This is a genomic window from Methanolobus vulcani, from assembly GCF_006546655.1.
GTDB lineage: Archaea > Halobacteriota > Methanosarcinia > Methanosarcinales > Methanosarcinaceae > Methanolobus > Methanolobus vulcani_A.
The window spans coordinates 43,613-69,187 of record NZ_VIAQ01000017.1; the positions used below are offsets into that span (position 1 = coordinate 43,613).

The window sequence follows — 25,575 nt, forward strand, 5'->3', positions numbered from 1 at the left end:
CACTATTATATTTTAATTCAGCGGTAAAGAAAAAATATTCTTTTAATAAAAATTTACCAGTCACCTAAACATGACTGGCATTCTGAAGCAGTCTGTTCTTCTAATACCTTAACATTTTTTAACACCTGCTTTTCTGAGAAATCCCTATCATTTACAAGATAATCAAACAATGAATCTGAATCAGGTTTTTTCCACTTGAAACTATAATCCTCTGTAACAGGAGGATTCATGAAGAATTCCCTTATCTCTTCAAGCGGAGCACATGCACGGATATCCCTGTCTTCTTCTCTGATAAGTGTCTCGATGTCACCGTGCTTTTTGATAAGTTTCAGAGCGGTTTTTGCACCCACACGATGCATTCCCTCGTTGAAATCCGTACCTATGCAGATTGCAAGGTCAATCAACTGCTCACGGCTCAGTTCCAGTTCTTCAAGACTGGAAGAAAGTGAGATGTGTTCGGGAGTTTTTGTAACGTATTTCTTCTGTCCCGGTAATTTTCGCTTTCCCGTGCTTCCAAGATTGCGAATGACATTCTCGGCTCCAAACAGGAAAACATCATAATCCTGTGAGCCTACGAAATCCACATCTCCACGGGAAACCATATAGGATGCCTGTGCTTCAGCCTCTGATTCTGCCTGCATCCAGGGGATTCCCATGAGTTCAAGAAGCTTTTTTGATTCAGCAAGTATCTGGGGAGTTATACGGGACGTTGCCTGGGCATATTTTTTCATGTCCTCGAGGTTGCCTTCATCCTTTGCAATCTCATAATTAAGGGCTGCATTTTCCTTGCATTCCTTGCGTTTTTCAAGAGTCTCTTTTTTCATCTCAGGTGGCTTACCGTCAAAAATGTAAACCGGTTTGATATTTGCTTCCCTGAGCCTGCTTGTCCTTGAAAAGAGCCCGGTGAGATGTGATACAGGATTACCTGAGGAATCCATGAGCATTGAACCGTCACGCTGGCGTATGGCACTGAGGAACTGATAAATTGTGTTATATGCATCTATTGCTATTACTTTTCCAGAGAGTTCCTCGTAGGTTATCGGGTTTTTTGTGAGTAGTGTTCCTATTTGTGTGCCCATGCTATGCCCCTTGCTTTGTTTCTGATTTATTTTGACTGCCGTTCAATTGGCACTCTGGTTTATAGTATTGTTGCATAAATCCGGATTTTATAACACATCCCATAAACAATAATAGCCTTCAAAAACAATACTACTTACACTTAAAGAAAATTAGGTGTAGTGTGGGTATATTATGACAGGTAGCAAATACATTCGCTGGTTTTCGGAAATTACAATTGATGACATACCATCCGTGGGAGGCAAGAACGCTTCCCTCGGGGAAATGTACAGGGAACTGACAGACAAGGATATCAAAATACCAAACGGTTTTGCCATTACTGCAGATGCCTACTGGCATGTGCTAAAATCAGCAGATGTCCTTGAAGAACTTAAAATAACACTCGAAGGACTTGATATTGAGGATGTGGCCGACCTTGCAAAAAGAGGAAAAAAAGCAAGGAACCTTGTGTTAGATTCTGGAATTCCTGATGACCTTTGGGATGAGATAAAGGCTGCTTATGATAAGCTCTGTGAGCAGTATGGTGAGGATACTGATGTTGCAGTTCGCAGTTCTGCAACCGCCGAGGATCTGCCAAATGCATCCTTTGCAGGACAGCAGGAAACCTACCTGAACGTACACGGCTACCATTCACTAAAAGATGCCTGTAACAGGTGTTTTGCATCACTTTTCACTGACAGGGCAATATCATACAGGGTGAACAACGGCTTTGACCACTTTAAGGTCGGGCTTTCCATCGGTGTTATGAAAATGGTACGCTCAGACCTTGCGTCCAGTGGTGTTATTTTTACCATTGATACCGAGTCCGGTTTTGAAAATGTTGTATTCGTTACAGGAGCTTATGGGCTTGGGGAGAATGTGGTACAGGGACTTGTAAATCCTGATGAGTTCTATGTTTTCAAACCCACACTGAAGGAGAATTTCAAGCCTATAATCAAAAAGCAGAAAGGAAGCAAAGATATCAAGATGATCTACGGACGCGGGGATTCCCGTGTGCTTACCCGTAATGTTGAGGTTCCTGAAGCTGATAGAAAGCAATACTGTATAAATGATGACGAGGTGCTGCAACTGGCAAAATTTGCTGTGACCATTGAGAACCACTACTCACAGAAGAGAGGAAAGCATGTGCCCATGGACATTGAATGGGCAAAAGACGGTGAAAGCGGGGAATTGTTTATTGTCCAGGCAAGACCGGAGACCGTGCAGTCGCAGAAGAGAAAGGATGTGCTGGAGACCTATTACCTCGACAGTAGCGGCGATGCCCTTGTTACCGGAAGAAGTGTTGGTTCCAAAATAGCAGCAGGAAAAGTGCATGTGGTTGCGGATGTTTCACGGCTTAATGAGTTCAATACCGGTGAGATTCTTGTGGCCGATACCACAACCCCTGACTGGGAACCTGTTATGAAACAAGCAGCGGCTATCATTACAAACAAAGGAGGAAGGACATGCCATGCTGCCATTGTGAGCAGAGAGCTTGGTATCCCGGCAGTTGTTGGGGCGGAGAATGCTACGGAAAAACTGAGAGATAGCATGGATGTTACGGTGAGCTGTGCTGAGGGGGATGCGGGCAGGGTATATGATGGAATCCTGCCGTTCCATATTGAAACTGTTGAGCTTGAAGGACTGGAGAAGACCAGGACAGAGATTATGATGAACCTTGGAAATCCAGAGGAGGCTTTTGCCATGTCAATGATACCGAATGATGGCATCGGACTGGCAAGATTGGAATTTATCATTACAAGCTACATCAAGGTGCATCCGATGGCTCTTATCCATCCTGAGAAGGTTGAGGACGAGAAAGTGCTGGAAGAAATCGAAAAACTCACCGGCAGGTATGAGAATAAGGCTGATTTTTTCGTTGAGAAACTTGCACAGGGTGTTGCTACAATAACAGCCGCATTCTACCCGAAGCCTGTGGTTGTGCGTATGAGCGATTTCAAATCCAATGAGTATGAGAGCCTTATCGGCGGAGAGTATTTTGAGTTTGAGGAAAACAACCCTATGATAGGTTTCAGGGGTGCTTCTCGTTATTATGATGAGCGATACCGTGAGGGGTTCGCTCTTGAGTGTAAGGCCATGAAAAAAGTGAGAGATGAGATGGGTCTGACAAATCTTATACTTATGATTCCGTTCTGTCGTCGCATTGATGAAGCTAAAAAGGTGCTGGAAGAGATGAAAAAGAACGGGGTTGTCAGGGGAGAGAATGGTCTTCAGGTCTACATGATGACCGAAATCCCGAGCAATGTCCTGCTCATAGACAAATTCAGCCAGTATTTCGACGGATTCTCAATCGGCTCCAACGACCTCACACAACTGACACTCGGCGTTGACAGAGATTCCGAGATCCTTGCATCAACTTTTGATGAACGAGACGAAGCTGTGAAGAAAATCGTGTCAATGGCTGTGCAGGGTGCAAAGCGAAACAATAAGCACAGCGGTCTTTGTGGCCAGGCTCCAAGCGATTACCCGGAATTTGCGGAGTTCTTGGTTCGGGAGGGAATTGATTCTATTTCGCTGAACCCGGATTCTGTGATGAAGATTGCGGTTAAGGTGTTAGAAGTTGAGAAATGGATGGGAAAGTGAGAGAAAAAAGGAGGTTGTCTTTTTTATTTATAGTAGTTTTAATTGATTGCTTCTCATCTAGAAATCAACCATAGAAAAACCACCTCATTCCAATCATAATTAAAATTAAGATACATAACTTCTAGTTTTGAATCCTTTTCATGAAATTATTCACAGTAATATAACCATCAGTGATTTATACTATAAACCACATACTATAAATTGGTCATAAGGGAGTAAGCTGTAAAATGAAGCAGCAGCATTCAGTACGGAATCTAAACCTTTTCCGTAATAAGCTTCATTTACGCGTAATTTAATGAAGCGGACATCAGGACAGGGTAAAACCAGATTCCTAACCAGTCTTCATTAACGTACGGCTGAAATGAAGAAAAATTCAGGACGGGGTAAAACCCGATCCAGTAATAACCTTCAACACCTTATGGCCAACATTATCTGTTTTTATTAACATTTTCTAGTATGAGATTTAATCATATTAGGTTGTCAACCTTCTCAAAACACAAAAATCAGTTAGTTCAAAATCTAAAAAAAAGAAAGTAAAAAAGTAACTACATTCAATAAATTATTATTTCTTTCCCAGGAAGTAATATGCAATTGCACCAAGAATACCAAATATTAATGCTGCAAGTATCCAAACCACTTTCATAACAGAAGTTAGACCTTTATTCTGAGTAACTACGTCATATATAACCCATATAACAGAAATTAGGACAATAAGTCCCCATATTGCTTCTAACATTTCTCATCACCTCAATAATTATTTATAAACAATTGACATTGAGTTGTATTTGTATATATATCTTACCTAATTTTAATAACAAGTTATTACTACTTTTCAACAGATTTTATTATCTGCCTGTTAAAGAAGTAGATATACTGGTATATGAAGGTAGAATCACATACATGTGACATAATTATCAGCATTTAGTTACCTATAAATAGAGTATATAGTAATATAGTATTAGGTGGGAAGTCTACTTCTGAGTTATGCACCGGCAGAAAATGGGAATTTCAGCCTGTGATAGAAGTGACTAAAAGACACTTTGGCATTGTGCGAAGAAACTTAAATTATGAGGGAGGAATCTAAATGGAAAACCAACCGGGAATGTCCTGTAAGAAGTGTAAGAACATGCTTAAGAAGCAAAAGCTTGGGGTGAACGTTGTTTATTATTGTTCCAACTGCGGATGCATGACAAGTGCTGATTTATTGTACGATTACACTATTTAATTAACGTAACTTGAATGATAGAAAGAAAGGATTGCTTTCTCTTTTTTGTATAAAAGAAAACTGTCTGTCATTCAATCCCCTGTTTTTTTGAAACTATGCAAATTATTGAGATAACCTATTTATAGAAACTCAATCAATTCTAAAAGAACATAAGGAGTTTGTTTTATGGCAACACATTACATTAACAAAATTGGGGTACTATCCCTTGGAAAAATTTTTGGCGCACTTTATGGTATAATAGGATTGATCGCTGGGGCTTTGATGACATTGATGTCACTAAGAATGGGATCTCTTATGGGTAATGAAGGAGCACTTGTAGGATTGTTGTTCGGAGTAGGATCAATAATAGCACTACCGATATTCTATGGAGTTCTGGGATTTGTTTCAGGAATAATAACAGCATTGATCTTCAACGTTGTAGCTGGATTTGCCGGTGGTCTGGAGATTGAATTGGACTGAAATACGGGTTGACAGGAATTTACAATAAGCTTAAGCACTTTTTTCTTTTCTAATTTTTTAGCTATTAAGGTTCGATCCAGACCTCAAGTACCCTGTCCTTAATCTCATAATCCTTTACTGTGGTAAGCTTCATGTCCTTTGGATTCTCAATCCATCCAAGATCATAATCTTTCTTTTCCCTGCCGCCACAGCAGACTTTCCTTGTGATACCAAGGTTCAGCTTAACGCGGTCAACATCCGCTTCATTGATCTGCTCAACATCATCCTGATATCTTCTTTGAATAAGGATCATAGGAATTACCCTGTAAAAATATGATATCCTCAGAAGATAATCGTTTCTATCTACTGCAAATATAACGATAATTACAGCAGTAATTATAGCGGCAATGATAGCAATAACAGCGACTACAACAATAACTTTGCCAGTAAAGGAGCCAAGAACACAGTAACAAGCCCTGCAATACCGATTGAAAGACCACTCATTGCACCTTCAGTCTCTCCAATCTCAACAGCTTTTGTAGTTCCAAGAGCATGGGATGAAGTACCGATAGCCACACCAAGAGCCACCTCATCTTCAATTTTAAACAACTTGCAAACCATTGGTCCAAGCAACACACCTGCAATACCTGTGAAAACGATTGCAGCAACAGTTACAGAAGGCATACCTCCAAGCTGGTTGGATATTTCAATTCCAATTGGTGTTGTAACTGATTTTGGAATCATGGAAACACTGAGTATCTCGTCAAGTCCGAAAATCTTGCACATAACAATGATGCTGGCAATTCCTGCCGCTGAACCAATGCTTATTCCGGCAATGATCGGAACCACATTCTCCTTTAGCAGAGTTATCTTACGGTACAGGGGAACAGCAAGAATAACCGTTGCAGGCCCGAGGAAGAATGAAATGAACTGGCCTCCATTATTGTAGTCATCAAAACTTATGTGAAAGCTTAGAAGCAGGGCTATTATCATGAACATACTGAGAACCAGTGGGTTCATCAGCGGTGAGCCTGTCTTTTTGTAGATCTGGACACCTGCATAGAATGTCACCAGAGAAATCCCGATACCAAATACAGGAGACTGCACAAACTCAGATACAAGTTCACTCAACGGACTGCCTCCTTTTGATAAGTAGCTGTACCGTTGCGCCGGTAACAACTGCAATTATAAAGGTAGAAACCACCGAGATTATAAAAAGTGCAGTCCATTTTCCTTCAAGTACCGTGAAACATGTAATTAGTCCTACTGCAGCCGGTATGAAGAAAAATGACAGGTGTTTCAGCAGGAAATTGCTTACATCCTCAATCATAGAGAGCTTGACAACTCCTGTAAGAAGCAGTACTAAAAGCAAAACCATTCCAAGGACACTTCCAGGAACTGGAATTGGTAAATAACTGTGTATCAGGTCACCAAGATAGCATATTGCCAGGATGATGGCGAACTGGATAATATATTTCATTTAAGGTCACTTGCGTTTTTTATAATCATTAAAGGGCTGCGTTCTTTGCAGCCTGATGAAACGCTATAAGGTCCGTAGCAGATATTAGTATTTTCGGTTCACATGAAGTAGCTGCAAGTTTCAAAGATTTATAAGAATGAACAGGTACTAAAATACTAATAACAAAGAAACAGGTTTGCACCTGTTTTCAGATCATCTCCTGTTTCCAAATTTAGAAGGAGAGCCACTCTTTTTACCCTTACCCGACTTATTCTGCCTGGAAGAACTATTATTGCTTCCTGAATTATGGGATTGGACAGATTTTGCCTTCATATTCCTTTTTGGCTTATTGCTGCCTGAACCATTTGATGCAGATTTAGGTGCAGATTTTCTGGAGCTGGTGTCATTGCCTGCATTGTTACCCTTGCTTCGACTGTTACCACTGCTTTTCCTGCCACTGCCACTATTCCTGCCTTTACCTTCGCCTTTTTTACCTCTGCCTTGTCCCCTTTTAGGACCAGAGTTTCCCCTTTGTCTTCCAAATTGTCTTGGTGCAGGTTTTGCCTCGTCACCTGTGGCATTCTTTGCTTTTTCAGAATGGTAATCATGCTCTGCAACTTCGATCTCCATTCTGATGAGCTTCTCTATATCACGGAGGAAATCACGCTCATCTGCAGCACAGAATGAGAATGCAGTTCCATCGGCTCCTGCTCTTGCTGTACGGCCGATGCGGTGTACATAGCTTTCAGAAATGTTTGGCAGGTCATAGTTGATCACGTGGGAAATATCATCAATGTCAATTCCACGGGCTGCGATATCTGTTGCCACCAGCACACGAAGCTGTCCTGACCTGAAGTCCTGAAGGGCTTTTGTTCTGTGTGTCTGGGACTTGTTTCCATGAATGGCATCAGCAGGAATCCTGTTTTTGTTAAGCATCTGGGCAACTTTGTTAGCCCTGTGCTTTGTTCTGGTAAAGATCAGGACACATTCCAGATGTTTGCTTCTGAGAAGCTGAAGTATCAATTCGTTCTTATTCTCTGAATCAACAAAGAATACGAACTGATCTATACGCTCTACTGTTGTTGCCTGGGGGGTAACTTCCACTGTAACAGGATTTGTTAGCATTTTCCTTGCAAGTTTAGAGATATCAGGAGACATAGTTGCTGAGAAGAAAAGTGACTGCCTCTTTTGTGGCAGCATTTCAACAACTTTGTAGACATCCTTGACAAATCCCATGTCAAGCATCCTGTCTGCTTCATCAAGTACAAAATACTCGACTGCAGAAAGATCTACATGTCCCTGGTCCACCAGGTCAAGTAAACGTCCCGGAGTCGCTACAAGTGAATCTACACCCTTTGAGATAGCTCTGACCTGCGGGCTCTGACCTACACCGCCAAAAATGACCGTGTGTTTGAACTGAGTGTATTTTCCATATGTTGAGAAGCTATCCCCTATCTGCGCTGCAAGTTCCCTTGTTGGTGCAAGCACCAGTACACGTGGACTTCCACGTCGTGTTTTTTTACGAGCACCTGACATGTTGTGCAGAATAGGTAATATGAATGAAGCAGTCTTACCTGTACCTGTCTGGGCAATACCTATCATGTCCTTACCTCCAAGGAGATGTGGAATGGACTGCTGCTGAATGGGCGTAGGGCTTGTGTACCCTTCCTCTTTTAATGCGCGCTGAAGCGGGTAAATTAGATTAAGATCATCAAATGACATGTGAACCTCGTTTGAATTCAGTAGAATTAGATTTAAGAGACATATTGGCGTCTACAATGTGAAATTCATAAATATCCGTTAATTTATCGATTATGCTTTTATTTCTACACAAACGATATCAACAAAGTTAAACAGTCAAAATCTTAACAGAAAATGAAAATGCTAACTTCAATAATTTATTTAAAAAATTGTATGGTGCTCCGGCCGGGATTCGAACCCGAGTCTTCGGCTCGAAAGGCCGGAATGATTGGCCGGACTACACTACCGGAGCACGTTGATTTCGCTTTAGTGAAGCGACTCCAACATAGCAGATATTGTATTTATACCTTTCGCCTTAATCAGCACATTTCACCTGTTTCTGCATCATCATTGAGGTTTTCGACCCATGCAGTAAGCTTTCCACAGATCTCTGGCTGGCATGCATCCCTGCATCCGGCGCAAGGAGAGAACATTTCTCCTGATAACAGGAGATCAAAGCAGGGCTTCTCCTCTTCTTTGACTTTCAGAAGGTAAGTCCTGGCTCCATTCGAAACAGCCTGCTCACGGGTAATAAGATCCTCATTAAGAAGCTTAGAGACAACCCTGGAGCATTTTCGACTATCAATCTCCAGCATCTTCCAGAGTTCATTCTGGAAAATACCTTCTTTGCTGTCACGAATAAGATTGTATGCAGTCTCTTCGATACTCATACTAGTTTCCACTGAGAGTTTATTCTTCCATAGGAACAACAAGAATGATATTGTTTCCACGCAACACGACAGAACCAAGGGAACGCAGACGCTCACCGTTTGCGACCTCTACAGTATCGACCATATGGAGATTCATATAATCGTCTGCACTTTTTAAAGTTCCTTCGAGAAGGTGAAGGTCACCTTTCATTTCTACCTGGACCTTGGATCCAACTAATTTCTGGACTTTTTTACTTGGGAACAAAATTAATCCTCTCTTTCATTTAGAATTTCAGGAATATATCAGATGTTTCATATCTTTAATTGAAACAATTATGTTGACTTTTTTCGCCAACGTTTCCATTATGAAATCTCTAGATATAAAAGAGTATTCCTTATCTAACTAAAAAGGTAATCAGGTTTATGCCTGACAATGCATCTTTACTGAAAAATGGAAAGTTGTCGACTTTGTAGGTACGAGAGTACATCAGTTCTCTTCATCAATAAACGGATGTTCACACTGAATCCATCTACGACCTTCTACAAAAGAGTCAGTCTCATTGATAAAACGAACACTACTGCAACCCACGTTGTTTGATATGCAATAAGCAAGCATTGATTCACAAAGCGTTTTAATTTGTTCGTTTATCTTTTGAATATCGCGTCCCCAGATTTTGCAGGACATTGCATATCTATCGTTTTTGACCTCATTTTTCAAAGGATCTACGGAGATCTGACGGCCATTCAATTCAAATCCATCAGCAACTAATGCATCGAATCTCTCCTTTGCTCTTCCTGTATTACATGTCGTTACCTTCACTGTTTTTTTAACAATATTTCTCCCTGTTTCAGATGACATTTTAAGTCCCTCCATTAATTTGTATTCTTAAATTTGGTTTGTTGTCCCATTATTCTAAAATTGGGTTAATTATCCGGATAAATGCACTTATTTTAGTAATAACTATAATTATTCCCTACTTATTAATTAATACTTTTACCTAGTTTCGTAAGATTCAAATATAAAGAATATCTATTAGAACATGACAGGTCAAATGCTAAAAGTAATCTAATTGTTCTCCAGAATAACATTTTCACATAGGTTTAATGTTAGCTCGTGGCAGCCGGTTTGACTTGTTAATATGGCCAACTCACTGAATACCTCAAGTGATTGGCCATTTCTCCTATGCCTACCATATATAGTTCAGTGTCAAAGTTAAACAGTTTATGAAAAAGTTATGGATGAATCTATACTCGAGGGATTTTACGTAACACATAACTGCGCTGCCTACTAATTGTGTAGAAAACACGCTTCCAAATTAAACTAAATCAAAAGTGAAGTTGCCAATGATTTTCATAATCATCGGCAAACCTACAACAAAAAATATAGAAAGATATCATACCTTTCGTGAAAAGATAATTCTGGAACCGTCCGTAAGATCAAGTTCCTTAAAAACATCAAACCCATTTGTTTTCAGGATGTCAATGTATTCTTCTAAGGAAACACTGTTTTCAAAGCTGTATAATGCACTACTTTTTTTCGTATCATCGAATGTCCACATATTCCAGTTAAGGGCTTCCATTGCGTTGGCATCTTCACCAGGCACCTGCCTGTTAACAAAGACTCCACCTGTTTTTAATGCTGATACGATTTTGGGAATTAGATCCGGAACTTTTCCTCCCGGATTTAATGATGAAAATACAATATCATACTCAGAACCAATATCATCTGTAAAGAAATTACCCGGTATTACGTCAACCTGATCAGTTCCATATTTTTCAGCATACTTCTTTGTATGCTCGGTCACCTGAGGAAGATCAAAAACAAATGCTTTTAGGTTTTCATTCTGACCTGTAAGAGCTATGGAATACAGTCCATGACCACCACCAAGATCAATCATTTTCCTCGAACTGTCAAAATCAATGTCCTCTGTGACAGTTTCAACAACTTCCTGAAGCATTCCGCATTTTGCATTCTCTGCCATGGAATGTATTATCCCGTCACCAAAGAAACTCTGTTTATCAACGATTACCGGACCATTGGTGATAATCTCATCCAGCTTTTCCCACATTGCTATGCTTCGCTCCATATCCCGGAGATAATTTAACTGGGAAAACGGTGAATCACTGACAAGATAAGTATTGGTTAATCCGGTATTCGAATATTTCTCCCCGTTTAACACGAGAAGACCACATTCACAAAGAACATCACAAAGCAATGGCACCATTTCCGGGTTGCATCCCATCTTAGCTGCCAGTTCTTCAGATGAGACAGGATCTTTTGTGTATTCAAAAAGCTGTAGTTTTACAGCTGTTGTGAGAATCTTATATTTTCTGAAACCATTCATGGAATCGTCTATAAATTTAATTAATTCATCAGAACATACTTCCGGCCTTTTCATCAATTCCTTTGCTGAATTCATATTTTAACATCCTGTTGTTAGATTTTTAAATAACTAATAAAATGATCATTTCCATTCCACGATCTTTCCTTTGTCCATCACTGCAATATCGTCGCACATCCATTCCACAACGTCCATATCGTGAGAAATGAACAGATAGCTTATACCCAACCTGTTTTGCAGATCTTTCAGTAAATTCAGTATCTGCGACTGAACAAGTGGATCAAGCATTGATGTAACCTCGTCTGCAACTATCAGTTTTGGATTAAGACTTAAAACACGGGCAATAACCACTCGCTGTAATTGTCCGCCACTTAGTTCATGTGGATAACGGAACAGAAGTTCTTCATTCAAATTGACAGTTTCAATCAAATCCAGGACCTTCTGTTCTTCCTCATCTGACCTGCACAGTTTATGTATTCTAAGCGGCTCCAGAAGAGCATCGTAAACCCTCATCCTGGGATTGAGAGAAGACTCGGGATTCTGGAAAATAATCTGCATCTGCCTGCCAAGAGGTTTAAGACTTCGACCTCTTAGCCCTGTAATATCAATCCCCTCGAAAAGTATGCTTCCTGCCGTGGGTTCTGTCAATCGCAGCACTGTTCTGGCAACTGTTGTTTTTCCACATCCACTGTTTCCCACTAGTCCCAAAGCTTTACCTTTGCCAATTTCAAAATCAACACCATCGACTGCTCTTATCTCCTTTCTGTTAAGAATCCCGGAGTAATGGTATTTTTTAAGACCTGTAACTGATAATAAGTTCATGGCTTATCCTGGCCTCCATTATACAGGAAACACCTGACCTCTGTTTCAATATCTGTCAAAAACATATCCGGATGAACTTGCTTACATATATCCATAGCATACTCACATCTTGGATGAAAACGGCATCCGGACGGAGGAGAACTAAGACTGGGACTCTCTCCAGAAATCGATCTTAACCCTTTCTTAGGGAGAGAACTTAACAGCACCTGAGTATACGGATGTCCTGGTTCTGCCAGGATATCATTAACGGATGCAAGTTCAATAATTTCACCTGCATACATCACAGCAACACGATCACAAATCTTTTCTGCAACATCAAGATCGTGTGTGATAAGAATCATGCTCATATTCTTGCTTCGAACCAGATTTTGAAGAAGATTCACAATACTTTTCTTTGTTTCAGGATCAAGACCTTTTGTGGGTTCATCAGCTATCAATAGTTCAGGGCTGAAAGCCATTCCCATTGCAATCATAATTCGCTGCTTCATTCCTCCGCTGAACTGATGAGGAAACTCACCCATCCTGTCGGGATCAATGCCTACCATTTCAAGTATGCCGGCGGTTTTTATTCTTGCGTCCTGCTTGCTCATTTTGTCATGATACCGGAAGACCTCTGAAATCTGGTCACCTATACTGAGAACAGGATTTAATGCAGCCGCTGGATTTTGAAGTATAATACCAATGTTTTTTCCCCTGACATCCCGTAATTTATTTTCAGACAGGGAAAGCAGATCCTCACCTTTGTAGATGATCCTTCCACTTATCTCCGTGTTTTCCGAAAGCAAGGTCATAATTGCCCGGCCAAGTATGGATTTTCCACATCCTGTCTCGCCAATGATGCCGATTGTCTCATTATTCATGACTTCCAGATCAATGCTGTTGTTGGCTTTAACAGTTCGATTCCCTGACCTGAAAAATACCCGGAGTCCCTCAATTTTCAGCAAGCTCATTCATTCACCAGCATCAGTTCGTTTCCTTTTGGATCAAGCATGTCTCGCAGGCCATCGCCTAAAAAATTAAAAGCAAGAACAATTGTCATTATGGCAATACCGGGAAATATCGTAAGAAGCGGAGATGTTCGCATAAAGGGAATTCCTGCCTTGAGCATTGAACCCCATTCAGGAGTAGGAGGCTGGATTCCAAGACCAAGGAAGCTCAGGGCTGTTGCAAAGATAATTGCATTTGCAATATCAAGTGTTGCAAGTACTATGATAGGATTTATGCAGTTCGGGAAAATATGGCGACGCATAATATAGATATCAGAAGCTCTCAAAGCTTTTGCAGCTTCGACAAACTCCTTTTCCCTCAATGAAAACGCTATTCCTCTTACAAGTCTTGTATAAGCTGGCCAGTGAGTCAGAGCAAGAGCGATTACCACATTCGATAAACTTGGACCAAGAGCTCCGGCAATCACCAGAGCAAGTATAATGCTTGGGAATGCCAGCACTATATCTACAAATCTCATTATGGTTTCATCAATAATTCCCCGGCTGTATCCTGAAATTATGCCCAGGGTAGTACCTATAAAAGAAGATATAGCAACTACCAGTACTCCTATTCCAAGAGAGTATCTGGTACCGAGGACTAATCTTGAAAAAACACACCTACCCAGATTATCCGTACCGAAAGGATACTCAAAAGAAGGGGATAATAACCTGTTTCCCCGATTTTGTTCAAGCGGGTCATGCAGGCTGATATAGGGTGCAAGAACAGCAACAAATGTCAGTAAAAGTATCAGAATACCACCAAAAGCCGCAGTTCTGTTCTGCATAAAAGCTTCAGGAAGGTGTAACCTGTTGCTTGCTTTATTCTTATATTGTCTGCCAGATTTATTCATATCTTATCCTCGGGTCCAGGAATGCATAAGCAATATCTACTGCAAGGTTAGTGAGTGCGAATGTAACACCAATGATCAGCACACAACCCTGCACCATGGAAAAATCCCTGGCATAGATGGAATCAACAAGTAATTTTCCAATTCCGGGCCAGGCAAATATCGTTTCAACTATTACACTGCCACCAAGCAAAAAACCAAGCTGCATTCCTGCAAATGTGATTATTGGCAGCATTGCGTTTTTTAATGCGTGTTTCAGTATTATTGTCCTGTTATCCAGTCCTTTTGCCTTTGCTGTTACAATATATTCCTGATTGAGAACATCCAGCATACTGGAACGTGTCAGGCGGGTTGTGATGGCAGCCATGGATGTCCCCAGTGTAACTGCCGGAAGAATGAGATGACTGATTCCTCCGTATCCGTAACTTGGCAACAGGTGAAGCGTATATGCAAATAACCATATCAGTAACAATCCCAACCAGAAATTCGGAATTGACACACCTATCAGTGAACCTGTCATGAAGAACTGGCCAATTATTGCATTTTTTTTAATGGCAACAATTATTCCCGCAGGAATGGCAATCGTCAGCGATATAATTAAACTGGAGAATGCCAGCAGCATTGTGGCAGGAAATCTGATAGTGATCTCTTCCAGTACGTCGTCTGATGTCACAAGTGACTGTCCTAAATCAAGACGTAACACATGATCCAGCCATTTCATATACTGGATATAGACTGGCGCATCAAATCCTTCAGTAACCTTTACCCAATCTATTTGTTCCTGTGTGAGATCCTCACCGTATCTGGCAATCGCAATGACTTCCTCCGGGTCCCCGGGTGCGAAATGCATCGTACAGAAAGTTACGATGGTAACTCCCAGAATTACAAAAAATACAAGAAATATTCTTTTGGATATGTATTTCAGCATTTAACCCGACCATATTGATTGCTATTGTATTTATTCAAAAAGAAAACTTAGCGAAGTAATCAAAAAATAAAAGCAATGGTCATAAGACTCATTGCTCATTTTCGATGTATACTCCGTTAAGATTTAGCCATGGATCTTCAGCAGTGATTTCATATCCTTTTACATATGAATTCGCTGCGACTATCTTCTCTTCGTGAACAAGATAGAAGGCAGGAAGTTCCTCAAGCACCATTTCCTGTAGCTGGTAATACAATTCCTGTTGCTTATCCTCATCAACTGTGGAATCGGCTGCATTTGCCAGTACATCATATTCAGAGTTGTTGTAATGTGAATATGGACTGGTTGACTGGTGTACAAAGAAATGACGAGGATATGGTCCCCATACAAAGTATCCTGTTCTCAAAAGCATATCAAAGTCGCCATCATTTTCAAGACTGGTGATTGCTGCACTTTCAAGTACCTGGATATCTACATCCATTCCAATTTCATTCAAACTGCCCTGGATTGCTTCTGCCATTGCAGTGTGTCTTGAAGCCCATACTCCTTTTCCGACAATCAGTGTCACTGTAAGTGGCTTACCGTCTTTGTCCAGAATTCCATCATTATCTGAGTCTGACCATCCGTCATCTGCCAGTATCTCTTTGGCTTTTTCAACATCTGGCTCATACAATTCCAGATCAGGGTTAGAATACATCATTGTTGGAGTAAATGCCCTGCCCTGTGCTGCCATTCCGATTCCCTCAAGAACAGTGTCGACCATTTCTTCTGTGTCAATTGTATATGCCACGGCTTTTCTGACTTCTTTATCCTCGAAAACACCATTGTTACAGTTAAACTGCAGGAAGTCAGTAAAAGTGGTAAGTGTCCTATAAACTTCAATGTCATCTTCTTCTTCAAGCCTTGATACATCATATTCTGGCAGCTTGATTGCCATGTCTATTTCTCCTGTTTCAAGGGCCATGACACGGGTAGTAGCCTCAGGTATTACTTTAAATATGACACTGTCAAGTACGTATTTTTCTCCCCAGTAGTCATCATTTCTGACAAGTATTATTTCCTGATCAGTGACCTGATCCTCAAACTTGAATGGTCCGGTTCCGATTGGTGATATGAAATTGCCTTCAGCGTCCACACAACTTGGGCTCATAATAGGCCATGCAACATGTGTAAGATAAAATGGAAGTGACATCTGCTTAGCCATTACGAATTTCACAGTGGTATCATCAACAGCTTCCACAGACTTCAGCGCTCTTAATGCACCCATTTTTTTGACATATGAGTCTTCGCTATAAGAAAACACAACAGCATCTGCATTTAGTGGAGTACCATCATGGAAATACACATTTTCCCGCAGATGGAATATCCAGGTTGTACCATTGTCAGGTGTTTCCCATGATTCTGCAAGTCCTGGTTCTATATTGAGATCAGTATCCAGACGGACCAGTGTCTCATATACCTGTGACCACACAAACCTTCCATCACCATCAGGGAACTGGCTGAGGTACCAGTTGTTCACATCGGTACTAATTCCAACTGTAAGTTCGTTAGTAGTTGTTGCTTCTTCCTCTGAGTCCACGCAGCCGGACATCAACAGGAAGGATGCTATAATAACACATGTTATCAAAACATTCAGATTTTTTCTTTTTTTATTAGTTGCCATAATTGAGATCTCCTTTTTTCCACCAGAGTTTTACTCTGGTATTCATAGCTCTCAGAATAACAGAATTGTTGTCGATTTCAAGATGATCTTTAAGGTAATTCCTGAGGATTTCGACCTGGTTTTCCTCAGAAACCTTGTAATATGATTTGAAGTGCTCAACAGCATCTTCTTCAGATGAGAAACGATGAATATGCTCAAATGGAAAAACGGTCATGTTGGGGTAAATTCCCATATCGTAAAGGACGTTGTAGAGAACATTGCATTTTGGTGAAGGGTAATACTCAGTTCCATGAAGAAGAGGCCAGAGTGCCTTATAATTGATATCCCATGATGCGTCACCTGCAAACCAGTAAAGGCACACATATTTAGAAGAAACTTCTTCCATTTTCCTGATGGCTTCTCTTATATTAGGCATTCCCAGTGAATAAGAAGCTATCACAATATCGTAGGATGACTCAATATCTTCTCCTGCTTCAATATCTTCCCAGCGTTTGTTTACGCAGTCAATGTTGCCTATTTCATCTGTTGCAATTCTTTCATTTAATACATTCAGCATCCCTTCTGATGGTTCTACTGCTGTTACATGAGTAACTATTTTTGAGAGCGGGATTGCGAGTGTACCTGGTCCTGACCCTATGTCCAGAATTCTTGAATCAGGGGTTAAGGGAAGTTCATTGATGGCTTTTTCGATAAGTGAAGCACCATCCTCTTCAAACATTTTTAAAAATAATTGTGCACTTTCTTTGTTTTTCCAGATGGAAGCGCAATCAATTCCGTGCTGTGACTGATTTTGAAGTAAAGTTTGTTCTTTCCATATTTCATTCCAATCGATCACGTCTTTCTTTATCATATTACCAGCTCGGTCTATAATTTATCGGAGTGAACATGGTTATTGCATATAAATCTGTTTATTTGTAACAATAAATGTTATTAATTTTTATTTATAAAACAATAAATTGGAATATAGAATATATAATACACACTACAATATTGCTAATTCTTAAAAAAAGTTAGAGATAGGAGGAGTGGCCAATTTAGGGATGACCTTGGTACAAAAACTGGCCAATATCAACAGGTCAAACAAAGTAGTTATGGTGAACCACAAATTTTCGTATTGATTATTTCGGAGAACTTTCAAGTAATCACAGTGTATGTTTGACCTGTCTTGCTATAGTAAACATTCTTCGTATATTAATGTTACGAATTAAGTTAAAAATAACAATTAATTTGTATTTAGATTATTAAAGTAATACTCAAAAAAGAGATCAAAATAAAAAACATAGCAAGCAAAGGAATATCATTAAATAATTGAAATCTTGAAATAATCAAGATAGTACTACATATGTGGTGAATTAAGAAGAATTATCTAACTTCCATGAATAATAGAAAAATGAAAAATCCTGCAATTAACTCATATTTTCTGATGGAGTAGCTGTGTTTAGTTTAACATAATTTACTCCTTTTAGTGCAATAGCTCTTTCAGCTACCATTTTAATATCTTCACCCTCACCATCCAGAATAAGGACTTCTAAAAACAGGTTATCTTCAATATGTATATGGATTGATGATTTGATAATTGAATAGTAATCGATTTTGATTTCAGCCAGAGCCTCTGTGAGACCATACTTATTGTGGTCATAAATCAATGAAATTGTAGCAAAGCGTCTTCCGTGTATAACATTCATCCATTCATGATAGTTTATGTAGGTTCTAAGCGTGTCTCTTATGCCTTCTGAACGAGATGAATAGCCTCTGTCTTTAATAATAGTGTCAAATTTCGTGAGAATATTTTCAGGCATTGAAACGCCTATACGAGTTAATTCTGATTCCATTTTAATCACTTAACAAATAGAGAAGCATTTTTGGTTTGTTACATAATACTAAAATAACAATAAACTATACATATAATATGTTATTTATAATTTTTTGTGTTACTAATTATTATGTAACTTTAATTTTGTAAAACAACAAAAATTGATAGTTGTATCACTCAAGCCATATAATCTGCGAGTGAGGACTTAAAATACAAATTAAAAAGTAACTAACAAAAGTAGATAATATTTTCAAAAAGAAGGAATGAGTGAATCTATTAATAGATTCTATTCACATTTCGAAAATCTATTGAACTGATACAACTGGAATTCACATATATCCCTGTATCTCAGTGCTGTCCTGCACAGCCTCTGGCTTCTTTTTTACACCTACCTGTGGTCTTGCTATCGGACCAAATGCAGCTTCATAATTCTGAATGTGCTGATTCAGCCAGCGCACAAGTTCCACGGCTGCCAGAGGTGACATAATTACCTCGGTCTCAAGCCTTCTCTGGATTACCTGCTCTCCTGACTTGTTAGTTGCCATTGGCATATCATTGTAAAAACCAATTCTGAAATCATATGGACTGTGGCCGCCCACAGCACCGATAGAGTACACCTGCTTGAAATCCTCAGGTTTGTGAAGCTCTATTCTTACAGTTTTCTTTTTCTTAGCATCTTCCGGTTTATCACTCATTACAACACCTTCGTTTTTTTCTTTGTCCATAATATCATATCCTCCCAGCAGTCTAATCTGACAACATAACTATTATAATTTTTGATATCACACGCAAGAGAAAAACAGTTTATCCCTCAACCTGCTTTCTTAAACTCTTAGCCTTTGCCGAAATATCACGCTTAGAATAAGCCCCGGCTATCATTTCAACAGCCTCAAGGTTGCGCACCACATTGTCAAGATATCCAAGCACATCACCCGGATAAGCCGTAACGCCATAAAGGTGCTCAAGCTTCCTTACAATACCCTCTGGCTCATATCCTTCCGCTCTGATAGAAATTATCTTCTCAGAGAACTTACGTTCTGCACAGCCACAATATGGAGAATCGCGGCAATTACAGGTCAAAAAATCAGCCGCAAACTCGAATAACTGGTCACGCAAGGTAATATCCAGTTTATCCATATTCTCCCCTTCAAAAAGAATATCCAGAGAAGCGCCCTGGAACACCCTTGAAGGAAGATTTACATTCAGAGCCGAAGAAATACGATTAGCATACTTGTAATAGACCGAATCAAAGAATTCAAGATTAGAAACCGTAACGATCGGATCCTGTTCCACAAGAACAGAATCGCGTATGAGAAATGCCTTTGAAACTGACAGGAAATGTCCTGCTGCTATCTTACCAAATTTAGTGAGAGATACAAAATCTCCTTTTTTATGAATGAACTTATTCTTGGCAAGCTTTTCAAGCAGGTAATTGACATTAAAATCTGCCAGCATAGATGAATGAATTTTTTCCAGGTCTTTCTTTGAAGAAGTCACAGCAACCGAAGCAAGAACTTCCTCTAGCTGTTCGTCTTCCCCATACTCAACTTTAGTATGCTCCATCTCACCTTTAAGCAATTTCAGGGCAACAGCATCCTCTGTATCACCCTTATCACCTGAATACTTCTTATTCGGAACAGACAGTAGCACAACCTGACCACGGTCGTGGTAATCCGGCCTTCCTGCACGTCCAAGCATCTGGAGGAAGTCCTGCATAGTGAGCCACTCAATACCCATTGCAAGAGATTCAAATATAACCTGTGAAGCAGGGAAATCAACACCGGCAGCAAGTGCGGCGGTTGTAACCACAACAGGTAATTTTCCTTTAAGGAATGCTATCTCAGTCTTTTTTCGTTCCTGACTTGTAAGACCTGCATGATAAGGGGCAGCAGATATCGGAAGTGCTTCAGCTATACGGTGGCAGTTCCTCCTTGAATTAGTAAATATAATGGTCTGTCCTTTATGTCCTTTTGATGACGTGGTTGCAAATTCCTCCCTCACAAGCCGTGTCATAATCTTATTTTTGGAATGTTCAGGACATAGAATAAGGTGCCTCTCTATTGGCACAGGGCGATATTCATATTCCACAAGTCTTGCACCAAACTGCTTTGCACGCAACTTCGGCTTTGCCACGGTAGCAGACAGATAGATGAACTGGGCACTGGGAGCAACATATTTCAGCCTTCCAATAACACCATCAAGTCGATGTCCTCTTTCAGAATCCTCAATGGTGTGCACCTCGTCAATAACCACAGTACCAATCTGTCCCAGCAAGTCGGCACTGCCTGTTCTGAGAAGATAATCCAGTCCTTCATAAGTTCCCACAATTATCTCAGAATCCAGAGTTCTCTTCATAGAAGCGTTTTTGGCGGTTTTGATACGAGCACTGCCAACCCTGATGGATGTTTTAAGTCCAATTGGAGAATATCGTTTTGTGAACTGGTCGTATTTCTGGTTTGCAAGAGCCACAAGAGGCACAAGATAGAGCATGCGTCCTTTACCACGCAGTATATTCTCAATACCCGCAAGTTCTGCTATCAGTGTCTTTCCGGTAGCTGTCACGGAAGTTACAAGCTGGTTCTGGCCCTTTAAAAGACCATTTTCTATGGATAGTGACTGAACTGGCAGAAGAGTATCGGATTTTGCCAGCAATATCTTCTTAAAACTTTTATGCAAAGGAAGAGGCTTTATTTTTCCTGTAGGAACCTCTGTGTTTGCTGCAATGGAATCAAACCTCGTAAGCTCGCGATCAAGGTCTTCAGGACTTACCATGGCCATTGTGCGGTCAAGGTCCTTTGTCTTGAGCATGATCTCCTCAAATCTCTGACAGGCCTCATCAGCATAGTTCACATGGGAACTCTTAAGCATCCTGTAAAGCTCTTCCCTGGCACAATCTTCGCATATCTTATCCCTGTGATATTTAATGGAGCGCCTGTTCAGGAAATTGAACCTGTTCTTTAAAAGACAGAACCTGCATGCATTAACGACATCAGCACTTAGCTGGAATCCCTGGAGCATTTCAGCAAACTCTGCTGTATGTTTCTCGTCACCGCCCTTTGCTATCATAATACGCTCAGCAATTCTCAAAAGATCAATGAATTCGGAAGGCGGCCTGTATTCACCTTTGCCATCACTTTTGACTTTGAATTTATGAGGCCGGGGACCTGCATCAGTATGCCTCAGGATGAGTTCACCGACAAAAAGAGGAACCTTCTTCTTATCCCGTATTGGCAGAATAATTATCTTAGACCTTTCAGGGCTTGCAAGTATCCAGAGAGTCATTGCTGCACATTGATGACTTTCAGTTTATAAAAACTATTGGTACCGATGACAGAAAAAAGGACATTCACAATATTATTGCATGTCATCTAAATCGTAAAAGAAGAGTTTTATAATATTAATCATAATATAATAATTGCATAAAAGAGGACATACTATGCTGGATCCTGAAAACATGTTAGAATACGAAAATACTACTCCTGATACAGGAGAATCCGCAGATAATGCTGAAAGCTCGCTTTATGACAGCATCCGAAATCCGGATAAAAACCAGGTAATACACATAGGAGTTAACCTGAAATCAACAGGCATATCTGTTCTGGACAGAACACTTGGAGGAGGACTGCCAGCAGGGTCACTTACATTTTTTTCAGCTGATTCCCGTTCTATGTCTGAGGTTTTTCTATATCAGTTCACTCAATCCAGAAAAACATATTACTTCACAAGCAACAGGAGACCAGGATACGTACTTAATGACGTTATTAACCTTGGTTTTGACCCTTCAAACATAATATTCGTAGATATATATAGCGAATATTATTGCACTTCATGCGGAGAAATATCAGATAATCTGAATAATGAGTTCATTGATTCAAAAATACTGGAATTCACTGAATACAATCTACGAAACATTGCAAATGACTCCAGTGGAGAGGACGTAAACATAATCTTTGATTCATTTTGTTTCTTTACAGGACTCAAAGCTAACAAGGGACTCATAAAACAGTTAATTAATGTCATATATGAAACTACAAAGGAACTTAATTGCCTTACTTATCTTTATGGATCAACCTGCACTGCCAATGAGAATCTCAAGGCTTTCACTTACAGTCTATGTGACGTTATATTCGAATCCCTACTTGACCAGGGAGCTGACAAGGTAGTAAACAAACTGGCAATTCCTAAAATAAGAGGAATGGTACCTAGCACTGAGATCATTAAGTTCAAGATTGGCGAGGGTGTCCAGATCGATACTTCAAGAGATATCGCCTGATTGGATAATAAATTAAAATGGATATGGTTAATTAAAACAGTTTAAAGTTCAGCGTCACAACATGCATATCTGCAATTACATGATGGATTCTCAGGAAGTTCACAAATGACGCTGGCCAGAATATCCTGCAACCTTTCTTTAATTTTATCAAGCGTATCAAGGACATCACTAACAGTCATTTTTCCATTACCAAGGCCACATGCATTATTGGTGATCGTGCAGATGGATGCATAACACATGTTCATCTCCTTTGCAAGAACTGCTTCGGGAAGACCGGTCATGCCAACCACATCACCGAACTGCCTCATCATGCGTATTTCAGCTCTGGTCTCAAAGCGCGGGCCTTCGGTACAGACATAAACCCCTTCAGAATAACCGATATTATTCCTTTCAAGATAATCTGCCATTAGATTCCTTATCTCAGGACAGTATGGTTCAGTTACATCAGCATGAACGGTTCTGTCATTGTAAAATGTAGACGGACGAGTGCGTGTCATATCCACGAAGTCTTCCGGCAGGAAGAAACTCCCAATTGGATGGTTCTTCATAGTTCCTACTGAATTTGTAGAGATCACACGTGAAATTCCAAGTTCGTATATTGCGTAAATATTTGCCCTGTAATTAATCATATGGGGTGGCAGGTGGCCATTGTCGCCCGAATGTCTCGGTAACAATGCTACATTCTTTTCACCAATATTACTTAGATAGACGGTCACATCACCATAAGGAGTACTGACAATTAATTCATCTGACACCTCTTCGGAAGGAAATGCAACACCACCAATTAAAGCAGCCTGAAGATCAAGATCCCTGAAATCCTTCAGATCATTCTTATAATCCTGTGAACTATCCGGAGAGACGAGACAATTGAGTTCTTTGTCCTGCATGTTCCTACCTTTTTGATTTTTTTCCTTTTCCCTGCGGTCTGTTGGAAACCCTGATTCCTGCCAGTGCAAGAATTATGGCAAACACAATTGAATATACAAATATCTGTAAGCCGGTTTGCAGGCCTGTCTCTGCTCCGCCCATCACTGGATCTATGGATATAAGATAGCGTGTGGCCCCCCAAAGAAGGAATCCCAACGACGTGACAAATAATGCAGGACTCATATACTTACCAGTTGGTTCTGAGCGTTGTTTGCAATCAATGATCTTACCAGCATCTGCAAACAGAACTGCCAGTACGTATATCCAGATGGTATCATAAATGAAAGATGTAATTAGTGGGATAATTCCGTAATACCATATTCCCTGTGAAGTATAAAGTGACCATACACCCATAAGCCCTACCAGAGTGCCTATCAACATCATCAGGGCTGCTGCTGCATAGGTGAAAAAAGTCAGCCTGCCTGAGTAGAAAGAATCCTTCAGTTTCTCCCAGTAAAGATCCACTGTGTCACTGAAACCTCTGTAAAGCATGTAAAGACCAACAGCCGCCAGAATACCAATTATGGCACCCTGAGAGTAGTCAATTAGAAGGAAAAATGCATAGATAAGAGCCGCAAGACCCAGCGGGACAAAGAATGTCTGGGATATTTTCGGATCATTGAATGCGTGTTTAATTATGTAATAAGTACTTTCAAGATTCGCACTCTGCATTACCACAATACGCCTGACAGAATCGATCTTCATCCTTGACTGGACAATTGGCAAAAGCGTTTCATCCTCGGCACCATCGGAAACGAATATTGCAGATTCTGCAGGGAACTTTTTCAGTAATATGTCGAGTTGGTTTGCTATTTTCTGGTCGGATATAATACCTATATTCCGATCGCCTGCAAGAGTGATTATCTCAGCATCGACTCCTTTTGCCAGTAGCTCATCAAGTATCTTGACTCCACCGAAAATCGTATTTGTATCCGAATCTTCAGGGTCTGCTGTTGCAAGTTTCACTGCTGCCTCTATATTTGCTTCCCTGCCTATAAGAGGAGCACGTACATTTGCTTTGTCTCCAAGGTCATTGTCCCTGTCAATACAGATTACCAGTGTTTGCATTCAACTCCTGTAGATATTTATAACGAAAATATAAATAGATTCTGATAAAACGATACCTGTGAGTAACTTGGAAAAAAGATAAATTGAGTTTCAAAAAAGTCATTTGTTGAGTTTTTCAATTAGCAGACGAGCCCATTTCAGTTTTTTCTTCTTAATGGGATCAACATTCTCATCATCAAAATCGAATCCAACAAGAGTTATACTGGCCGCACCGAGTTCCTTTGCCAGATACGCACATCTGTCTCCATCACTGAAACCACCAAAATTGAAAACATTATCCAGAGGAGATGCCTGGGTACTGCCAATGATCCTGTTAAGTTGTGGAACAAAGTTATTGAGTTTGTCAATGTTGTCCCCGTGACCATGTACTACTATTATTGATCCGGCTTTGTTGGCAATAATCTCTTTTTCAACATCACCGTCAAGATCGGTTACTATGATATCCGGAATAATTTCCCTGTCAACAAGTACAGCAGTAGCTCCATCAGCTGCTATTATCACAAAATCTTTTGGGTTTACCAGTTCAAGATCCTGTGCAAGAACAGGAGCATTTCCGCATACAAGAATATCTTTCCCTTCAATAAGGATTTTTAATTCGGAAAGATCAGCAGAATTAGAGGAATTGAGCATATCAGAGAGGATGTGAGCAGCCTGCTCATCACCTTCCCTGCTAAAGCCCATGTCATTTAGTATGGACTCGTAAATGGGTTCCCATTCATTAAAGTCCATTATAACC

General features: G+C 40.2%; 26 protein-coding genes and 1 tRNA gene. 4 read left to right on the forward strand and 23 right to left on the reverse strand.

The window, feature by feature from the left end:
- Positions 1 to 53: 53 nt before the first annotated feature.
- A complete protein-coding gene (gene fen, locus FKV42_RS10715; RefSeq protein ID WP_154810234.1) occupies positions 54 to 1,079 on the reverse strand; it encodes a flap endonuclease-1 in 1,026 nt (341 codons plus the stop codon).
- A gap of 172 nt (positions 1,080 to 1,251) precedes the next feature.
- On the opposite strand from fen, the gene ppsA reads away from it, so the two are divergent.
- Complete coding sequence (ppsA, locus tag FKV42_RS10720) at positions 1,252 to 3,660, forward strand: phosphoenolpyruvate synthase (protein ID WP_154810235.1); 2,409 nt, start codon at positions 1,252 to 1,254, stop codon at positions 3,658 to 3,660.
- 562 nt (positions 3,661 to 4,222) lie between these two features.
- Here ppsA and FKV42_RS10725 read toward each other — a convergent pair.
- The gene (locus tag FKV42_RS10725; RefSeq protein WP_154810236.1) at positions 4,223 to 4,396 is read right to left on the reverse strand and encodes a PLDc N-terminal domain-containing protein; all 174 of its coding nucleotides are present in this window, start codon (positions 4,394 to 4,396) and stop codon (positions 4,223 to 4,225) included.
- A 348-nt stretch (positions 4,397 to 4,744) separates the two neighbouring features.
- Between FKV42_RS10725 and FKV42_RS10730 the strand changes: the two genes are divergently transcribed.
- Both FKV42_RS10730 and FKV42_RS10735 read left to right on the forward strand, forming a co-directional pair.
- Positions 4,745 to 4,885 (forward strand): hypothetical protein, encoded by a 141-nt coding sequence (locus FKV42_RS10730; protein ID WP_154810237.1) that lies wholly within the window; start codon positions 4,745 to 4,747, stop codon positions 4,883 to 4,885.
- A gap of 165 nt (positions 4,886 to 5,050) precedes the next feature.
- Positions 5,051 to 5,344: a hypothetical protein gene (locus FKV42_RS10735; RefSeq protein WP_154810238.1), complete on the forward strand. Its 294-nt coding sequence runs from the start codon at positions 5,051 to 5,053 to the stop codon at positions 5,342 to 5,344.
- A gap of 64 nt (positions 5,345 to 5,408) precedes the next feature.
- Here FKV42_RS10735 and FKV42_RS10740 read toward each other — a convergent pair whose 3' ends face one another.
- The 18 genes from FKV42_RS10740 to FKV42_RS10825 all read right to left on the reverse strand — a co-directional run bounded on the left by FKV42_RS10740 (position 5,409) and on the right by FKV42_RS10825 (position 21,853).
- The gene (locus FKV42_RS10740) at positions 5,409 to 5,636 is read right to left on the reverse strand and encodes a hypothetical protein (protein ID WP_154810239.1); all 228 of its coding nucleotides are present in this window, start codon (positions 5,634 to 5,636) and stop codon (positions 5,409 to 5,411) included.
- Positions 5,637 to 5,749: 113 nt separating this feature from the next.
- The gene (locus FKV42_RS10745) at positions 5,750 to 6,454 is read right to left on the reverse strand and encodes an LrgB family protein (protein ID WP_154810240.1); all 705 of its coding nucleotides are present in this window, start codon (positions 6,452 to 6,454) and stop codon (positions 5,750 to 5,752) included.
- Positions 6,447 to 6,803, reverse strand: coding sequence for a CidA/LrgA family protein (locus tag FKV42_RS10750; protein WP_154810241.1), 357 nt, complete (start codon positions 6,801 to 6,803; stop codon positions 6,447 to 6,449). The genes FKV42_RS10745 and FKV42_RS10750 overlap by 8 nt, the downstream gene beginning before the upstream one ends.
- A 192-nt stretch (positions 6,804 to 6,995) precedes the next feature.
- A complete protein-coding gene (locus tag FKV42_RS10755; RefSeq protein WP_154810242.1) occupies positions 6,996 to 8,504 on the reverse strand; it encodes a DEAD/DEAH box helicase in 1,509 nt (502 codons plus the stop codon).
- 193 nt (positions 8,505 to 8,697) lie between these two features.
- Positions 8,698 to 8,775, reverse strand: a tRNA-Glu gene (locus FKV42_RS10760).
- A 67-nt stretch (positions 8,776 to 8,842) separates the two neighbouring features.
- Positions 8,843 to 9,193 carry a helix-turn-helix transcriptional regulator gene (locus FKV42_RS10765; protein ID WP_196214119.1) on the reverse strand — a complete coding sequence of 117 codons (351 nt, stop codon included), beginning with the start codon at positions 9,191 to 9,193 and terminating at the stop codon, positions 8,843 to 8,845.
- A gap of 19 nt (positions 9,194 to 9,212) precedes the next feature.
- Positions 9,213 to 9,437, reverse strand: a complete 225-nt coding sequence (locus tag FKV42_RS10770; protein WP_023843753.1) for an LSM domain-containing protein — start codon at positions 9,435 to 9,437, stop codon at positions 9,213 to 9,215.
- Positions 9,438 to 9,659: 222 nt separating this feature from the next.
- Complete coding sequence (locus FKV42_RS10775) at positions 9,660 to 10,031, reverse strand: hypothetical protein (RefSeq protein ID WP_154810244.1); 372 nt, start codon at positions 10,029 to 10,031, stop codon at positions 9,660 to 9,662.
- A gap of 535 nt (positions 10,032 to 10,566) precedes the next feature.
- On the reverse strand, positions 10,567 to 11,592 hold the full coding sequence (locus FKV42_RS10780) for a methyltransferase family protein (RefSeq protein ID WP_154810245.1): 1,026 nt from the start codon (positions 11,590 to 11,592) through the stop codon (positions 10,567 to 10,569).
- 45 nt (positions 11,593 to 11,637) lie between these two features.
- Positions 11,638 to 12,336, reverse strand: a complete 699-nt coding sequence (locus FKV42_RS10785; RefSeq protein WP_154810246.1) for an ATP-binding cassette domain-containing protein — start codon at positions 12,334 to 12,336, stop codon at positions 11,638 to 11,640.
- Positions 12,333 to 13,286 carry an ABC transporter ATP-binding protein gene (locus tag FKV42_RS10790; RefSeq protein WP_154810247.1) on the reverse strand — a complete coding sequence of 318 codons (954 nt, stop codon included), beginning with the start codon at positions 13,284 to 13,286 and terminating at the stop codon, positions 12,333 to 12,335. The genes FKV42_RS10785 and FKV42_RS10790 overlap by 4 nt, the downstream gene beginning before the upstream one ends.
- On the reverse strand, positions 13,283 to 14,173 hold the full coding sequence (nikC, locus tag FKV42_RS10795) for a nickel transporter permease (protein ID WP_154810248.1): 891 nt from the start codon (positions 14,171 to 14,173) through the stop codon (positions 13,283 to 13,285). The genes FKV42_RS10790 and nikC overlap by 4 nt, the downstream gene beginning before the upstream one ends.
- Entirely contained in the window at positions 14,166 to 15,098 is a 933-nt protein-coding gene (gene nikB, locus FKV42_RS10800; RefSeq protein ID WP_154810249.1) for a nickel ABC transporter permease, read from the reverse strand. The genes nikC and nikB overlap by 8 nt, the downstream gene beginning before the upstream one ends.
- A gap of 88 nt (positions 15,099 to 15,186) precedes the next feature.
- Positions 15,187 to 16,758: an ABC transporter substrate-binding protein gene (locus tag FKV42_RS10805; RefSeq protein ID WP_154810250.1), complete on the reverse strand. Its 1,572-nt coding sequence runs from the start codon at positions 16,756 to 16,758 to the stop codon at positions 15,187 to 15,189.
- Positions 16,748 to 17,608, reverse strand: coding sequence for a class I SAM-dependent methyltransferase (locus FKV42_RS10810; RefSeq protein ID WP_154810251.1), 861 nt, complete (start codon positions 17,606 to 17,608; stop codon positions 16,748 to 16,750). Before FKV42_RS10810 ends, FKV42_RS10805 begins: the two co-directional genes overlap by 11 nt.
- Before the next feature lie 556 nt (positions 17,609 to 18,164).
- Positions 18,165 to 18,590, reverse strand: coding sequence for a nickel-responsive transcriptional regulator NikR (gene nikR / locus FKV42_RS10815; protein ID WP_154810252.1), 426 nt, complete (start codon positions 18,588 to 18,590; stop codon positions 18,165 to 18,167).
- A gap of 310 nt (positions 18,591 to 18,900) precedes the next feature.
- The gene (locus FKV42_RS10820) at positions 18,901 to 19,296 is read right to left on the reverse strand and encodes a DUF3467 domain-containing protein (RefSeq protein ID WP_230375643.1); all 396 of its coding nucleotides are present in this window, start codon (positions 19,294 to 19,296) and stop codon (positions 18,901 to 18,903) included.
- A gap of 79 nt (positions 19,297 to 19,375) precedes the next feature.
- A complete protein-coding gene (locus FKV42_RS10825) occupies positions 19,376 to 21,853 on the reverse strand; it encodes a DUF5814 domain-containing protein (protein ID WP_154810253.1) in 2,478 nt (825 codons plus the stop codon).
- Between the two features lie 154 nt (positions 21,854 to 22,007).
- Between FKV42_RS10825 and FKV42_RS10830 the strand changes: the two genes are divergently transcribed.
- Positions 22,008 to 22,844, forward strand: coding sequence for an RAD55 family ATPase (locus FKV42_RS10830; RefSeq protein WP_230375645.1), 837 nt, complete (start codon positions 22,008 to 22,010; stop codon positions 22,842 to 22,844).
- A 41-nt stretch (positions 22,845 to 22,885) separates the two neighbouring features.
- On the opposite strand, the gene FKV42_RS10835 is transcribed toward FKV42_RS10830, so the two are convergent.
- From FKV42_RS10835 to FKV42_RS10845, 3 genes are all read right to left on the reverse strand, one after another.
- Positions 22,886 to 23,800 carry an MTAP family purine nucleoside phosphorylase gene (locus FKV42_RS10835; RefSeq protein ID WP_230375649.1) on the reverse strand — a complete coding sequence of 305 codons (915 nt, stop codon included), beginning with the start codon at positions 23,798 to 23,800 and terminating at the stop codon, positions 22,886 to 22,888.
- Positions 23,736 to 24,839 (reverse strand): DUF373 family protein, encoded by a 1,104-nt coding sequence (locus tag FKV42_RS10840; protein WP_154810254.1) that lies wholly within the window; start codon positions 24,837 to 24,839, stop codon positions 23,736 to 23,738. Before FKV42_RS10840 ends, FKV42_RS10835 begins: the two co-directional genes overlap by 65 nt.
- 99 nt (positions 24,840 to 24,938) lie before the next feature.
- Positions 24,939 to 25,568, reverse strand: a complete 630-nt coding sequence (locus tag FKV42_RS10845) for a 6-hydroxymethylpterin diphosphokinase MptE-like protein (protein ID WP_154810255.1) — start codon at positions 25,566 to 25,568, stop codon at positions 24,939 to 24,941.
- Between the last annotated feature and the right edge of the window lie 7 nt (positions 25,569 to 25,575).